The sequence below is a fragment of the Bradyrhizobium sp. CCBAU 25360 genome (assembly GCF_028128695.1).
GTDB lineage: Bacteria > Pseudomonadota > Alphaproteobacteria > Rhizobiales > Xanthobacteraceae > Bradyrhizobium > Bradyrhizobium ottawaense.
The window spans coordinates 61,246-75,133 of record NZ_LBJA01000036.1; the positions used below are offsets into that span (position 1 = coordinate 61,246).

The following is a 13,888-nucleotide window of genomic DNA, read 5'->3' on the forward strand; positions in this document are numbered from 1 at the left end:
CTCATCGTCGCTCTTGCATTGACGATGCCGCGCGTGTCGTTTTCTGTTGGCCGTCCCTTCAACCAGAGCTATATGTTCCGGGTCGAGGCAGTAGGTGCACAGATGATTGGCTTGAGAAAGCCAAGGCGAAGGTGGTGGGGATGGCTTGTCGCCATCGCATATCTGCTTGCCTCGATGACACCGTCGCTTGCGATCTCGACCGCTCTGGATGCATCGATTCAATGCGAGCATCCGGCCGATCAGCCTGCGCATGAGCACGCGCACGATGAAGGTGCCACTGTGCATTCGCATGACGTTGCGATGGCCGGGGATTGCGACGACGATCAGGGCCGGCCTGGCGACCGGCATGCCACCTGCTGCGGCTCGGTGCTGTGCTTCAGCGCCGTGTCGCCTCAAGCTCCCGCGATTGCGGAGTTCGTCGTGCCCCATGCGCGCTGTGAAGCGCAGCCTGATGTGATCGGCGACGCGGGTGCGTTCCGCCGTCACTACCGGCCCCCCATCGCCTGAGATAGCTCCCGAAGATCGAACTGCGTCGCTCCAGGTTTGAGCGCGGATCGGCACGTCTGCGAGGGGCGCCATGCCCCGGCGGATGACGGCGATGCGCACCCAGACTTCGCACACCGCGATGCGACAGGACCGGTCTCGGTCGTTGATCGCGTGCGCTGCGTGTTGAGCGGAAGAACGCCGACGTCGCGATCATCGGCTTGCGGAAGGCGAGGTGACCGCGTGAGCGACGTTCGAGCGGTGATCTTCGCGACTCTTGTTCGGGGGCTGCCGCATCCGCGGATCGCCGCCGTGACCGATTTGACGCGTTCCCGCTCCAACGAAGCAATCTACCGAATGTCACGCAAGGACGATGCGTCATGAAATCGCCGAACGAGAGTCTGCCAGTGCGGACAGTCGGCTCCCCGGATGCGCAGGACGCCGTCGTTCGTGCCGCCCTCGTCGGCAGTTACGATCGCCTCCGCAGCTATCTGCAGCGACGCTTTGGCGGGAAGGCGGAAGCGGAGGAGGTGCTCCAGGCGTTCATGCTGCGCGCGCTGGAGCGGTCCGGCGACATTCGCGACGCGGATTCGGTCCGAGGCTGGTTGAGCAGGGTCCTGGCGACCACCATCGCCGATTTTCACCGTCAGATATCAAAGAGCAGAACGCGGGAGATGCCGTTCCCGCATGAGCTCAACGAGCGTCTCGCAGCCGATCCGGAGGCCGCGGCGAATGCCGCGGTCTGCGAGTGCCTTCATACCCATCTATCCCTGCTGAAGCCGGAGCATGCCGAAGTGATCAGAAGGGTGGACCTCGGTGGTGAGTCGCGGGAGCTCGTCGCGGCCGATCTGGGCGTGACCGTCAACAACCTGACCGTTCGCCTTCATCGCGCGCGACACGCCCTGAAAGAGCGTCTCGAGCAGACATGCGTTGTATGTCTCGAGGAAAGCTTCTGGGAATGCCGCTGTGCCGACAACCGAGGTCCGACCTAGCTCGCCTCGCGGCGACGGGCTTTCGCGCCGCCGCGCTGGGCGAGCCGGCTGCGATGCAGCGCGAACAGCTCCAGCACCTTGTCGGCGGGCTTCGCGGCGCTGAACAGATAGCCCTGCATCTCGGAGCAGCCGAGCGCGCGGAGCAGACGCTGTTGCTCCTCGGTCTCGACGCCCTCGGCCGTGGTGGTCATGCGGCGCGCGGCCGCCAGGTTGACGACGGCCTGGACGATGCTGGCCGAGCCGTCGGGGCCGCCGATGTCGTCGACGAAGCAGCGGTCGATCTTGATCTTGTCGAACGGGAAGCGGTGCAAATAGCTCAGCGACGAGTAGCCGGTGCCGAAATCGTCGAGCGCGATGCGCACGCCGATGGCGCGGAGCTGGTGCAGGATCGCCAGCGCCGTGTCGTCGTCGCGGATCAGCACCGCCTCTGTAATCTCGAGCTCGAGCCGGCTCGCCGGCAGGTTGGAAGCAGCGAGCGCCGCCATGATCTTCAGCGCCAGCGTGCCGCTCTTGAACTGCACCGGCGAGACGTTGACGGCGAGGCGGATGTCGTCGGGCCAGTTCGCAGCGTCCCGGCAGGCGGTCGCCAGCACCCATTCGCCGATCTCGTTGATCAGGCCGGTATCTTCGGCGATCGGGATGAACTCCGCCGGCGAGACCATGCCGCGCGCGGGATGACGCCAGCGCACCAATGCCTCGCAGCCCGTGATGCGATCATCCTTCAGGCTGAGGCAGGGCTGGTAATAGACCTCGAGGCCGCCATCGCGCCGCCCTTGGGCGATGGCGTGGCGCAGGTCGCTCTCGAGCTGCCGGCGCTCGCGGATCTTGGCGTCCATCTCCGGCTCGAAGAAGCGATAGGTGCGGCGTCCGGCGGACTTGGCGGCGTACATCGCCATGTCCGCGTTCTTGAGGACCTGGTCGAGCGCCGTGCCGTGTTCCGGCGCAAGCGCAATGCCGATGCTCGCGTCGGTGGTGAGATGATGGCCCATGCAGTCGAACGGCGCGCGGATGGCCGCGAAGACCCGCGCGACGAGCTCGTTGACCTGGTCGAGCGACGTCACCGCGCTCTGGACGATGGCGAACTCGTCGCCGCCGAGCCGCGCCACGAAATCCGCCGGGCCGGCACAACGGCGCAGGCTTGCGGCAATCGATTTCAACAGCTCGTCGCCGACGAGATGGCCGAGCGCATCGTTGACGCCCTTGAACTCGTCGATGTCGATGTAATGCACCGCGATCTGTTCGTCGTTGCCGACTGCGGCCAGCTCTTCGCGCAGATGCTCGTGGAACATGGTGCGGTTCGGCAGGTCGGTCAGCGCGTCGTAATGGGCGAGGTGGGTGATGCGCTCCTCGATCCGGCGGCGCTCGGTGATATCCTCGTGGGTCGCCACCCAGCCGCCGTCCGTGAGCGGCTCGTTGAGGATGTGGATCGAGCGGCCGTCGGAGGTGTCGACCACCATGGAATTGCGCGTATGGACGCCCTTCAGCACGCGCACGACATAGTCGTCGATGTCGCCCGTGAACGAGCCGGTCGCCTTGCGATGGGCGATGATGTCGTGGAAGCTCGAGCCGGGCTTCACGATCTCGGCCGACAATCCGTACATTTCGAGATAGCGCTGATTGCAGACTACCAGCCGCTGCTCGGCGTCGAACAGCAAGAGGCCCTGCGTCATGTTGTTGACGGCGCGATCGAGCCGCTGCTTTTCCAGCGTCAGCCGTTCCCGCGAGAGGCGGTGCTGCTCCAGAAGCTTGCGCACGACCGCGATGAGCACGCCTGCGATGGCGAGTGCGGAAGAGGCGGCCACCGAGATCAGGATGCCGATCTGCTCGCGCCAGTCCGTCAATGCGGAGGCGCGCGTCGTGGTGGCCATCATCAGGATCGGGAAGTGGGGCAGGGCGCGCGAGGAGATCAGCCTGTCTTCGCCGTCGACGGGGCTCATGAATCGTCCGGCGAAGTGATCGAGGCCGAAGACTCTCTGCTGCGCGGACGTCCCGTTCTTGAAATTCCGCCCCATCAATTCGCTGGAATGGGGATAGCGGGCGAGCAGCGTGCCGTCCCGATGCAGCATCGAGATCGTCGCGCCTTCGCCGAGCACGACGGAGGCGAAGAACTTCTCGAAATTGGCGGGCTCGATGCCGCGCCCGACGACACCCAGGAACTCGCCGTTCGGCCCGACGATCCTGCGCACGATCAGGACGGTCCAGGCGCCGGAGATGCGACTGTGCAACGGCTCGATCAGGACATCCGGCGAATAGGGATCGTATTTGAAGGTGCGAAAATAGGCGCGGTCGGCAACGTTCACTTTCGGAGCCGGCCATGCCGTCGACGAATTGATCAGATTGCCTTCGGCATCGATGATGTTGACGCCGCCGATGTAGGGCAGCGCCTCGATCTTCGAGCGCAACATCCGGTGGACGTCCTCGCCGGCGAGGCGCTTGCGATAGTCCTCCACGGTCCTGATTCCGGCCGCGCGCACGTGATCGACGAAGTCCTTCTGGATGACCGCGAAATCCTGCAATTGCTGATCGAAATGATGGGCGAGCAGCAGCACGGTGTTTTCCAGCTCGCGGCTGGAGTTGCGCAGCGCCCGCTCGCGGAAATTCTGCGCCATCAGGACCGAGCCAATGGCGATGGCGGCGATCAGCAGGGCGCCGCCCACCACCAGCCAGCGGATCGGTCCGCTGCGCACGAAGGCGTGGTCAAAGAGGCGACTGCCGAATCTCGTCATCATGCTGGATCATTGCCGTGCACACGTCAGGATCAATTCTTGGCCCCGAAGACACCCGTTGGTTTACGGGAACGGTGTGGAGGCGAAGTTAGGAAGCGCGGTTAACGCTGTGTGAACGGCCGCGCGCAAATGCAACCGAGGTCCGCGATACAGCGGGCAGGAATTGCCGAAGGCGTTCGAGGGTGCCGGTCAGTTCCTGCCGGCTATCCCACAATCAACCAAGGCCTAACCATCTAACGTGTTGAGGATCCTCGCCTCGGCATTGGCACGTGATTTGCGAGATGCCCGCTGACGACACAGAGAGGACGCAACGATGAAGAACACCCTGAAGAACTTCCTTGCCGACGAGCGTGGGGCAACCGCGATCGAGTACGGCCTGATCGCGGCCGGCATCGCGCTGGCCATCATCACCGTCGTGAACGGCATGGGCGCCAAGCTCAACAGCAAATTCACCGCGATCAGCGCGTCGCTGCGCTGATCGCGCGGGTGCCGCTGCGCGCCAGTATCGCCACCACGATCAGCGCCGCGACGATGTTCGCGGCGGCACTGATCAGGATCGGCATCGTGTAGCTGTGGTTGACGTCGTAGGCGAAGCCGGCCGCGCTCGGGCCAATCAGCGTGCCGAACGCCACGCTGGTATAGAGAATGCCGATGATTCCGCCGACATTGCGTCCGCCAAAATAGTCCATGACCACAGAGGGCAGCACCGCGACCCAGCCGCCGTAGAACACGCCGTAGATGAAGGCAAAAGCGGCGAGGGTCCGGACATCAGCGGCAATGGCCCAGATCGTCATCGCGAGCGCCATTCCGGTCAGGACCATGATCAGCGCGCGGTCGCGGCCCATCCGGTCGGCGAGTGCGCCGAGAAAGAAGCGGCCTGCGGTGCTGCCGGCCCCGATCACGCCGAGCAGCAGCACAGCGGAGGATGCCGCGACCCCGTGGTCGCGGGCATAGGGCGCGAGGTGGACGAACGGGACGAAGGCTCCGAACGAGCAGACCAGGCACGATAGGTAGAGAGCGACAAACCGCGTCGACCGGATGGCCTCGCGCACGGATGCGCCGCCGGCGTTGTTGGCGCCCGCGGCATCGCGAGGCGGATCACCGTCGGGTCCGAGCCCGCGGTGCTTCGGATCGTTCTCGATGAGCAAGGACATCCCGCCGCCCAGCACCAGCGCAATCGCGCCCAGCACCAGATAAGCGCCGCGCCAGCCCACCGAGGCGATCAGCAATGAGGCGAGCGGCGGCATCGCCAGCGTACCGAGCCCGATGCCGCTCACCGCGAGCCCGGAGGCAAAGCCGCGGCGTCTGACGAACCAGCGTTGCACCGCGCCGATGGCTGGGACATAGGCGCAGCCGACGCCGAGACCGACGCCGAGCCCGTAGGCGAGATAGACCTCGACGACGGACCGGGCAGCGCTCGCGGCGGCAAGTCCGACCGCGACCAGGATCATGCCGGCGACGGCCAGCGGACGCGAGCCAAACCGGTCGGCGAGTGGACCGCTGACGAGGCCGAGCGCGAAGTACAGAAAGCCCGCGATCGAGAACACCAGCGAGATCGAACCGCGCGAGGCGCCGAAATCGCGCTGGAGCGGCTCGAGGAATGCGCTGAACGTGTAGGCGGAGCCGAAGCCGACGAACATGACGGCAAATGCCGCCGCGACGACGAACCAGCCATGGAAAATGTTTCGCTGAGCGAGCGTGGATCGAGTGGTCAATGCTGCCTCCGCGAGGTGAGGGAAGGATGGCGGCGATGCCAGGACGTGACCCGCTGGAAGGCCGCGCCGGCGCGCACGAGCGTGGCCTCGCCCAGATGGGCGGCGACGAGTTGGAACGCGATCGGCAGTCCGTCCGCGGACGCACCACCTGGCAGCGTGATGGTGGGATGACCGGTCATGTCGAACGGGCATGTGTAGCGCTGCAGCTTCGCGATCAGATCCGGCTGTTCGCCGAGCGTCTGGATCATGGCAAGCGTCACTGGCGGGAACGGGTGCACCGGGATCAGCAGCAGGTCGATGGTCTCGAACAGCGCAGTCACCCGGCCGCGTAGCGCCAGCCGTCGCAGCAGGATCTTCTGATAGTCGAGAGCAGAGAGAGCGCGGCCGGTCTCGAGCACGGAGGCGAGGATCGGACCATACTCATCCTTGCGGGCGGGATAGGTCGCCTCGTGAGCGACCGCAGCTTCCACCGCACAGTTCGGCGTCCAGTCGGCGATCGCCTGCGTGACGTCGGGAAATCGGACATTGACGGTGTCGGCGCCAAGCGCGCTGAAAGCATCGATGGTATCCGCCAGCATGCGCTGGGTCGCAACGTCCACGTCGTCGCTGTTCCAGGCGGGATCGACGCCGATCCGCAAGCCCCGCACGTCCTGTGCGGCGGCGGCCAGATAGTCGGGGACCGGATCGACCAGCGACGTCGGGTCGTTCGGATCGTGTCCGGCGATGACGCCGAGCAGCGCGCCGGCGTCGGCGGCGCTACGGCCGATCGGTCCGACATGGTCGAGCGTCGCGGCAAGCTCGAAGGTGCCGTGGCGGCTGACGCGGCCCCAGCTCGGTTTCACTCCGGTCAGGCCGTTGGCGGCGCAGGGCCAGCGGATCGAACCGCCGGTGTCGGAGCCGAGCGAGCCGAAGCAAAGTCCGGCAGCCGTTGCGACCGCCGAGCCGCTGGACGAGATGCCCGGCCAGTAGCTTGCATTCCACGGATTCTTCGGCGGTTTCACCAGCGGATGGTGATCGGCATAGGCACCCTCGGTGAGTTGCGCCTTGCCGAGGATCACGGCGCCCGCGCTCTTGAGCCGGCGCACGACGGTTGCGTCTTCACTGGGACGAAAGTCGCGATGAAGCGTGGTGCCTGCCGCCGTCGGAACGCCCTCGGTCCAGAACAGGTCCTTGAGCGCAATCGGCACGCCATGCAGGGGCCCCCGATACCGGCCCTGCGCGATGTCGGCGTCCGCGGTTTCCGCCTCGGCCATGGCCGTTTCCGCCATCACGTGAACGTAGCTGTCGAGATCGCAGTTGATGGAATCGATCCGGTCAAGTTGCGCGCGCGTCACCTCCAGCGCCGAGATTTCGCGCGCCTTGAGGCGTGCCGCGAGCGCGGTGAGTTCGAGATAGTGCAGGGCGTCGGCCACGGCTCGATTCTCCATTCCGATGATTGGAGGCGCTCGACCCCGAAGGATCGTTCGACACCAGTATAGATAAGATACAGGTGTTGATTGCTGTCAACCGGTAAATCTGTTTTACTGGTGTTCAAAATCTTTGGAGTTCCGATGTCGAAAGAGTCGCGCAAATTCCAGGTTCCGGACGCGTTGGCGAACCTCTACGATTTCGCCAACACGCTCGATGTTCGCCACTTCACGCATTTCGGCGTGGAGCACCCGGAGAGCGATGCGCTTGGCGGCCCGAAGGACCTGGCGGACTGGATGCGGGAACGCGGCCTTGGCGCCAAGGGCGGCCATGTCACGCCCGCAATGTTCGAGACTGCGCTGAGGATGCGCGAGGCCTTGCGTGCCTATCTGCAGTGTGAGCCGAGCGAGCGGCTCCGGAACAAGAGCGTTCTCGGCACGCTCAATGACGCGCTGGCGCCGTTTCCGTTGCGGGTGGAGGCGCACGCAGGCCGTGGCGCGACGCTGTCAGCAGCGCGCGAGGATGCGCTCGCCGGCCTGTCGGCCATCGCGATCGAGCTTCATGACGCAACCCTCGTGGGAACGCTGGACCGGCTGAAGATGTGCGCGTCGGAGGAATGCCGCCGGGTGTTTTTCGACCGGTCGAAGCCATCGACGCGGCGGTGGTGCATGTCGACGCTATGCGGCAACCGGATGAAGACGCGCGCTTATCGCGAGCGGCAGCGCGAGGCGAAATAGAGCGGATTGCGCAGTCAGGCGCGGTAGTGGCCGGACTTGCCGCCGAGCTTCTCGACCAGATGGATGCCCTCGATGCGCACGCCGCGCTCCACCGCCTTGATCATGTCGTAGATGGTGAGGCAGGCGACCGAGACGGCCGTGAGGGCCTCCATCTCGACGCCGGTCGGACCCGTTACCTTGACGCTGGCGCGGACGAGGCAGCCCGGCAGTTTTGCGTCGGGCTCGATGTCGAGCGTCACCTTCGACAGTGCCAGCGGATGGCAGAGCGGAATCAGCTCCGAGGTTCGTTTGGCGGCCATGATGCCGGCGATGCGGGCGGTGCCGAGCACGTCGCCCTTCTTGGCATTGCCGGACACGATCAGATCGAGCGTCGCCTTGGTCATGACGACCCGGCCTTCCGCGACCGCAAGCCGCTCGGTCGCCGGCTTGTCCGACACGTCGACCATGCGCGCCTCGCCGGAGGCGCCGATATGGGTGAGGGCCGGGACGGCCTTCTTGGCCGGATTACGCGCCATATCAGCGCGTGCCCGTCGCGCGCGCCGTCGTCTCGCGCGCGAGCAGCGTGCGCGTCGCGGCGGTGACGTCGGCCTGCCGCATCAGGCTCTCGCCGACCAGGAAGGTCGACATGCCGACGCGCTCGAGCCGGGCGAGATCGGCGGGCGTGAAGATGCCGCTTTCGCCGACCATCAGCCGATCCCCAGGGATCAGCGGCGCCAGTGTTTCGCTGGTCGCGAGCGTGGTCTCGAAGGTGCGAAGATTGCGGTTGTTGACCCCGATCATGGGCGAGCGGAGCTTGAGCGCGCGGTCGAGCTCGGCGCGGTCGTGGATCTCGATCAGCACATCCATGCCGTAGGCGAGCGCGGCGTCCTCGATGTCTTTTGCCGTGGCATCATCGAGCGCGGCCATGATGATCAGGATGCAATCGGCGCCGTGCGCGCGCGCCTCAGTCACCTGATAGGTGTCGAACATGAAATCCTTGCGCAGCACCGGCAGTGCCGTCGCTGCACGCGCCGCCACCATGAAGTCGAGATGGCCCTGGAACGAGGGCGTGTCGGTCAGCACCGACAGGCAGGCCGCGCCGCCGGCCTCATAGGCCTTGGCGAGCTGGGGCGGATCGAAATCGGCGCGGATCAGCCCCTTCGACGGCGAGGCCTTTTTCACCTCCGCGATCAGCGCGTAGTCGCCATTGGCGTGCTTGGCCTTGATCGCGCGCACGAAGCCGCGCGGTGCGGCTTGCGCCTTGGCCTTCACCTCGACCGCCGACAGCGGCTGCGCGCGCTTGGCGGCGGCGATCTCTTCGCGCTTGTAGGCTTCGATCTTGGTCAGGATGTCCGACATGTCAGGCTCAGCCGTTCGAGATCGCGATCAGGTGCTTCAGCTTCGCGTTGGCGGCACCACTGTCGATCGATTTCATGCCGATCGCGACGCCCTCCTTGAGGTCCTTGGCGCGGCCGGCCACGACCAGCGCGGCGGCGGCGTTCATCAGTGCGACGTCGCGGTAGGCGCTCGGCTTGCCGTCGAGCACGCTCTGCAGGGCGATTGCATTGGCGTCGGCATCACCGCCTTTGAGCGCGCCGGCCTCGCAGCGCGGCAGGCCCGCGTCCTCCGGCGTCACCTCGAAATTGCGGATTTCGCCATTGTGGAGCGCGGAGACGAAGGTCGGGCCGGTGAGGGTGATCTCGTCGAGACCATCGGAGCCGTGCACCACCCAGGCGGATTCGGAGCCGAGGTTCTTCAGCACCTGCGCCAGCGGCTGCACCCATTGCCGCGAAAACACGCCGACCATCTGCCGCTTCACGCCGGCCGGGTTGGACAGGGGGCCGAGCAGATTGAAGATCGTGCGTGTCGCAAGCTCGACCCGGGTCGGGCCGACGTTCTTCATGGCCGGGTGATGGGCGGGAGCGAACATGAAGCCGATGCCGCATTCGCGCATGCAGTGGCCGACCTGATCGGGCCTGAGGTCGATTTTCACCCCGAGCGAGGCCAGCACGTCGGCGGCGCCCGAGCGCGACGACAGCGCGCGGTTGCCGTGCTTGGCCACTGGCACGCCGGCGCCCGAGACGATGAAGGAGGCGCAGGTCGAGACATTGACCGAGCCGGAGCCGTCGCCGCCGGTGCCGACGATGTCGACGGCTTCAGGCGGTGCCGTCACGCTCAGCATCTTGGAACGCATCGCCGTAACGGCGCCGGTGATCTCGTCCACGGTTTCGCCGCGCACCCGCAGCGCCATCAACAGGCCACCCATCTGCGAGGGCGTGGCCTCGCCCGACATCATGGCGTCGAAGGCGGAAGCCGCTTCCTCACGCGACAGGCTGGCGCCGGTCGCCACTTTTCCAATGATCGATTTCAGGTCGTCCATCGCGTGCTTTCAACTTACTGCTGGTTCGCGCCGGTCACCTGCGCGAAGGCGGCCTGATTAATGGTGGTCCCGATGTCGGTTTCAAGCTTGTTGACGTAGGAAGCGACCTGCTCCTCGGTCTGGGCACGGTCGAGGCTTTCCTTCAGCTTCTTGACCGCGTCGGAGGCGGCGTCGACCGCGGGTTCGACGATGTCGGTGACGCGGAAGACGATCACCTCGGTGCCGCCGGTCACCGGCGTCTGTCCGACGCCGTCCTTGGCGGTGCGGAAGGCAGCCGCCACGACGGCTGCGGGCACGCTGGCGGGCGTATCGTCGCGCTTGAAGCCGGTTGCTGTCTCGACCTTGGCGCCGATCGCTGCGGCTTCATCGGCAAGCTTGCCGCCTGCTTCGAGCTTCTGCACCATCTCGGTCGCCTTGGCCTTGAGCTTGGTGGCGATCTGGTCCTGGCGCCAGCGCGCCTCGACCTGGTCGCGGACCTCGTCCAGATTGCGGTCGCGCGACGGCGTGATGGCGAGCACGTCGTACCAGACATAGCCGCCCTTGAACGAAATCGAGTCGTTGTCGACGCCGACATCGGTGTTGAAGGCTTGCGACACCACGTCGAGGCCCTGCGGAATGTTGGCGACCGGCTGGCCATTGGGGGCGCGGCCGGAGCGGTCGACCGCGTCGATGGTCACGGCGGTGAGGCCGAGCTTCTGCGCCGCGTCGATCACGCTGGCGCCGCCGCCGCGCTCGTCTTCCATCTTGTCGCGGAGATCGGCGACCTTGACGCGCGCGCGCTCGGTGGCGATCTCGCGCTTGATGTCGCCGGCAAGGCTGGCGTAGTCCGCCTCTTTGCCCGGCTCGATCTTGTCGACCCTGACGATCGCGACGCCAAGCCCGCCCTGGATCGGCTGGCTGATCTCGCCGGCGGGAAGCGCGAAGGCGGCATCGCCGACGGCGGCAGCGAGCGAAGACTTGGTCACGAGGCCGAGGTCGACGTCGGAGGCGCTCAGCCCGCGCTCCTTGCCGAGATCCTCGAACGACATTCCGCCGACGAGGCGCTCGCGTGCGGCCTGCGCGTCGGTCACGTTGGGAAACACGATCTGCTGGATCTGGCGCTTCTCCGGCGTGCCGAGCCGGTCCTTGCGCTGCTCGAACACCTTCTTGGCGTCCTCGTCGGAGACCTCGCTCCACTTCCCGATGTCTTCCGGTGAGACCACGACGAAGGAGATCTTGCGGTATTCGGGCGCGCGGAACTGGACCTTATGATCCTCGAAATAGGCGGCGAGCGTCTCGGGCGAGGGCGCGTCGATCTGGCCGGCCTGGGCGGCGTCGAGCCTGACGAATTCGATGGCGCGCTGCTCGTTCTGGAAGCGCGTCAGCACGTCGATCATGGCCTTCGGCGGCTCGAGGCCGGCGCCGATCGTGCCGGTAATCTGCCGGCGCAGCGACACCTTGCGCTGCTCGGCGACGTAGCGCTGCTCGGTATAGCCGAAATTGCGGATCACGGCCTGGAACCGGTTCGCATCGAAGCTGCCGCCGACGCCCTTGAAGTTGGGGTCGTTCATGATGACCTGGCGGATCTGGTCGTCGGACTGGCCGAGCCCGAGCCGGCGCGCCTCTTCGTCGAGGGCGGCTTCGGCGATCGTCTGCTGCAGCACCTGGCGGTCGAGGCCGAAGGCACGCGCCTGGTCGGGCGTCAGCGGACGGCCGAACTGGCGGCTGATCTGTTGCAGGCGGTCCGTGTAGATCTGGCGGAACTCGTTCAACGAAATCTCGGTGCTGCCGATCTTGGCCACCGTGGACTGCCCGAAGCCCTTGAAGATGTCGGCGATGCCCCAAATGCCGAAACTGACGATCAACACGCCCATCACCACGGCCATAATGGTCTTGCCGAGCCAGTTTGATGAGGCCTTGCGCATTCCTCGAAGCATTTGGTCCAACTTGTTTGAGCAGGAGGGGAACGGGAGCGCGTCTTAATGCAGATTCAGCAAAAGCGCGTCACCAAATTGATCAATCATCATAAAGTGGTGGCTTTCCCCCCGCAACCTCGGGTCCGGCGACCGTTTGCGGCTGCGGTTAAAAGCCTCTGGTCTCTGGAACTGCAGCAGGTCCTCTGCTAGCGCATGCACAAACCTCATTTTGCTGGAAATTGACATGATCGACGCCATCCGCCCCCTGATCGCCGGCAATTGGAAAATGAACGGCCTGAAGGCCCAGGCTGCCGAGTTCGACGCCATGCTCGACGGTGCGGCCGGGGTGAGCGGCAAGGCCGATCTGCTGGTCTGCCCGCCTGCGACCCTGATTGCCACCTTCGCCGACAAGGCGCGCGGCAAGAAAGTCGGGGTCGGCGCCCAGGATTGCCACCCCAAGGCCTCCGGTGCCCATACCGGCGATATCGCCGCCGAAATGCTGGCTGATGCCGGGGCAACGGCCATCATCGTTGGCCATTCCGAGCGCCGCGCCGACCACGGCGAGGGCGATGCCCTGATCCGGCAGAAGGCCGAGGCCGTCTGGCGCGCCGGTGCGACGGCGATTGTCTGCATCGGCGAGACTCAGGCCCAGCGCGACGCCGGCCAGACCCTGGACATCCTGCGCGGGCAACTCGCCGGCTCGCTGCCTGAGGGCTCGACGGCCGCGAATCTCATCGTGGCCTATGAGCCGGTCTGGGCGATCGGCACCGGGCTCACCCCCACAGCCAAGGATGTCGAGCAGATTCATGGGTTTATCCGGGAGGTCCTGACCTCCCGGTTCAAAACCGACGGGGCGAAGATGCGCATCCTCTATGGCGGCTCGGTCAAGCCCTCGAATGCGGCCGAGCTGATGGCGGTCAAGAACGTCAACGGCGCCCTGGTCGGCGGCGCCAGCCTGAAGGCGGCTGATTTCCTTGCGATCGCCAAGGGCTGCCCCTAGCTAACCTCAAAGCGGCTGATCCGGACCTGATCGGGGGTGGCAATGCCCCCTCTGATCGTGTAACACCGCGCAACTTCAGGAAAACCCGCGAAGCGCGATCGGCCGCCGTCAGGCGCCGCCCGCTTGTGACGGAAGGATACTATGCAGACCGTTGTCATCGTCATCCATCTCATGATCGTCGCCGTCATGATCGGCGCTGTCCTGCTGCAGAAGTCGGAAGGCGGCGGCCTCGGCATGGGCGGCGGCGCAGGCTTCATGTCGAGCCGCGGCACCGCGAACCTCTTGACGCGGACCACAGCGATCCTCGCCGCTGGCTTCTTCCTCACCAGCATGTTCCTGTCCTGGCATGCGGGCTACAGCCGCGCGCCGTCGTCGATCATCGGCACGCCGGCGTCGCAGGGCCAGCCGGCCGGCGGATCGCCGATCGCGCCGCCGACCTCGGGCGGCATCCTGGATTCGCTGAAGAAGGCCGACGAGCAGCAGCAGGCGCCGGCTCCGAGCGGCCCGCAGGTGCCTCGTTCGCAATAAAGCAGGGGGGCCATGCAGGGCGGTGGCTACCGTCCTGCATCAACAA

13 protein-coding genes are annotated in these 13,888 nt (G+C 65.9%); 6 read left to right on the forward strand and 7 right to left on the reverse strand.

Annotation, left to right across the window (positions count from 1 at the left end):
• The first annotated feature begins 33 nt into the window (after positions 1-33).
• Together XH81_RS13210 and XH81_RS13215 are read left to right on the forward strand one after the other, a co-directional pair.
• Positions 34-507, forward strand: a complete 474-nt coding sequence (locus XH81_RS13210) for a hypothetical protein (RefSeq protein WP_131233093.1) — start codon at positions 34-36, stop codon at positions 505-507.
• Between the two features lie 356 nt (positions 508-863).
• Complete coding sequence (locus tag XH81_RS13215) at positions 864-1,475, forward strand: RNA polymerase sigma factor (RefSeq protein WP_028141570.1); 612 nt, start codon at positions 864-866, stop codon at positions 1,473-1,475.
• Here XH81_RS13215 and XH81_RS13220 read toward each other — a convergent pair.
• Positions 1,472-4,204 carry a bifunctional diguanylate cyclase/phosphodiesterase gene (locus tag XH81_RS13220; protein ID WP_271596244.1) on the reverse strand — a complete coding sequence of 911 codons (2,733 nt, stop codon included), beginning with the start codon at positions 4,202-4,204 and terminating at the stop codon, positions 1,472-1,474. The genes XH81_RS13215 and XH81_RS13220 overlap by 4 nt on opposite strands.
• Positions 4,205-4,514: 310 nt before the next feature.
• Here XH81_RS13220 and XH81_RS13225 point away from each other — a divergent pair, with 310 nt between their 5' ends.
• Positions 4,515-4,679, forward strand: coding sequence for a Flp family type IVb pilin (locus XH81_RS13225; RefSeq protein WP_018320265.1), 165 nt, complete (start codon positions 4,515-4,517; stop codon positions 4,677-4,679).
• Here the strand turns inward: XH81_RS13225 and XH81_RS13230 are convergent.
• On the reverse strand, positions 4,660-5,916 hold the full coding sequence (locus XH81_RS13230) for an MFS transporter (RefSeq protein WP_271596245.1): 1,257 nt from the start codon (positions 5,914-5,916) through the stop codon (positions 4,660-4,662). The two genes, XH81_RS13225 and XH81_RS13230, sit on opposite strands and share 20 nt — an antisense overlap.
• The gene (locus XH81_RS13235; protein WP_271596246.1) at positions 5,913-7,328 is read right to left on the reverse strand and encodes an amidase; all 1,416 of its coding nucleotides are present in this window, start codon (positions 7,326-7,328) and stop codon (positions 5,913-5,915) included. Before XH81_RS13235 ends, XH81_RS13230 begins: the two co-directional genes overlap by 4 nt.
• Before the next feature lie 138 nt (positions 7,329-7,466).
• Between XH81_RS13235 and XH81_RS13240 the strand changes: the two genes are divergently transcribed.
• Positions 7,467-8,060 carry a CGNR zinc finger domain-containing protein gene (locus XH81_RS13240; RefSeq protein ID WP_028141575.1) on the forward strand — a complete coding sequence of 198 codons (594 nt, stop codon included), beginning with the start codon at positions 7,467-7,469 and terminating at the stop codon, positions 8,058-8,060.
• A gap of 14 nt (positions 8,061-8,074) precedes the next feature.
• On the opposite strand, the gene moaC is transcribed toward XH81_RS13240, so the two are convergent.
• The 4 genes from moaC to XH81_RS13260 are packed head-to-tail and all read right to left on the reverse strand — an operon-like array spanning position 8,075 to position 12,335.
• Positions 8,075-8,575, reverse strand: a complete 501-nt coding sequence (moaC, locus tag XH81_RS13245) for a cyclic pyranopterin monophosphate synthase MoaC (RefSeq protein ID WP_028141576.1) — start codon at positions 8,573-8,575, stop codon at positions 8,075-8,077.
• A gap of 1 nt (position 8,576) precedes the next feature.
• Entirely contained in the window at positions 8,577-9,398 is an 822-nt protein-coding gene (gene trpC / locus XH81_RS13250; RefSeq protein WP_028141577.1) for an indole-3-glycerol phosphate synthase TrpC, read from the reverse strand.
• A gap of 7 nt (positions 9,399-9,405) precedes the next feature.
• The gene (gene trpD, locus XH81_RS13255; RefSeq protein WP_152102902.1) at positions 9,406-10,419 is read right to left on the reverse strand and encodes an anthranilate phosphoribosyltransferase; all 1,014 of its coding nucleotides are present in this window, start codon (positions 10,417-10,419) and stop codon (positions 9,406-9,408) included.
• 14 nt (positions 10,420-10,433) lie between these two features.
• Positions 10,434-12,335 (reverse strand): SurA N-terminal domain-containing protein, encoded by a 1,902-nt coding sequence (locus XH81_RS13260; protein WP_038971478.1) that lies wholly within the window; start codon positions 12,333-12,335, stop codon positions 10,434-10,436.
• A 223-nt stretch (positions 12,336-12,558) separates the two neighbouring features.
• On the opposite strand from XH81_RS13260, the gene tpiA reads away from it, so the two are divergent.
• Positions 12,559-13,314, forward strand: coding sequence for a triose-phosphate isomerase (gene tpiA / locus XH81_RS13265; protein ID WP_271596247.1), 756 nt, complete (start codon positions 12,559-12,561; stop codon positions 13,312-13,314).
• 141 nt (positions 13,315-13,455) lie between these two features.
• Positions 13,456-13,842, forward strand: coding sequence for a preprotein translocase subunit SecG (gene secG / locus XH81_RS13270; RefSeq protein WP_018320274.1), 387 nt, complete (start codon positions 13,456-13,458; stop codon positions 13,840-13,842).
• Positions 13,843-13,888 lie beyond the last annotated feature (46 nt).

What these genes read in the sequence shown, in the direction of transcription:
- XH81_RS13215 (WP_028141570.1), top strand. Translation starts at nt 864, where the DNA reads ATGAAATCGCCGAACGAGAGTCTGCCAGTGCGGACAGTCGGCTCCCCG.
- XH81_RS13220 (WP_271596244.1), bottom strand. Translation starts at nt 4,204, where the DNA reads ATGATGACGAGATTCGGCAGTCGCCTCTTTGACCACGCCTTCGTGCGC.
- XH81_RS13225 (WP_018320265.1), top strand. Translation starts at nt 4,515, where the DNA reads ATGAAGAACACCCTGAAGAACTTCCTTGCCGACGAGCGTGGGGCAACC.
- XH81_RS13240 (WP_028141575.1), top strand. Translation starts at nt 7,467, where the DNA reads ATGTCGAAAGAGTCGCGCAAATTCCAGGTTCCGGACGCGTTGGCGAAC.
- moaC (WP_028141576.1), bottom strand. Translation starts at nt 8,575, where the DNA reads ATGGCGCGTAATCCGGCCAAGAAGGCCGTCCCGGCCCTCACCCATATC.
- trpC (WP_028141577.1), bottom strand. Translation starts at nt 9,398, where the DNA reads ATGTCGGACATCCTGACCAAGATCGAAGCCTACAAGCGCGAAGAGATC.
- trpD (WP_152102902.1), bottom strand. Translation starts at nt 10,419, where the DNA reads ATGGACGACCTGAAATCGATCATTGGAAAAGTGGCGACCGGCGCCAGC.
- XH81_RS13260 (WP_038971478.1), bottom strand. Translation starts at nt 12,335, where the DNA reads ATGCTTCGAGGAATGCGCAAGGCCTCATCAAACTGGCTCGGCAAGACC.
- tpiA (WP_271596247.1), top strand. Translation starts at nt 12,559, where the DNA reads ATGATCGACGCCATCCGCCCCCTGATCGCCGGCAATTGGAAAATGAAC.
- secG (WP_018320274.1), top strand. Translation starts at nt 13,456, where the DNA reads ATGCAGACCGTTGTCATCGTCATCCATCTCATGATCGTCGCCGTCATG.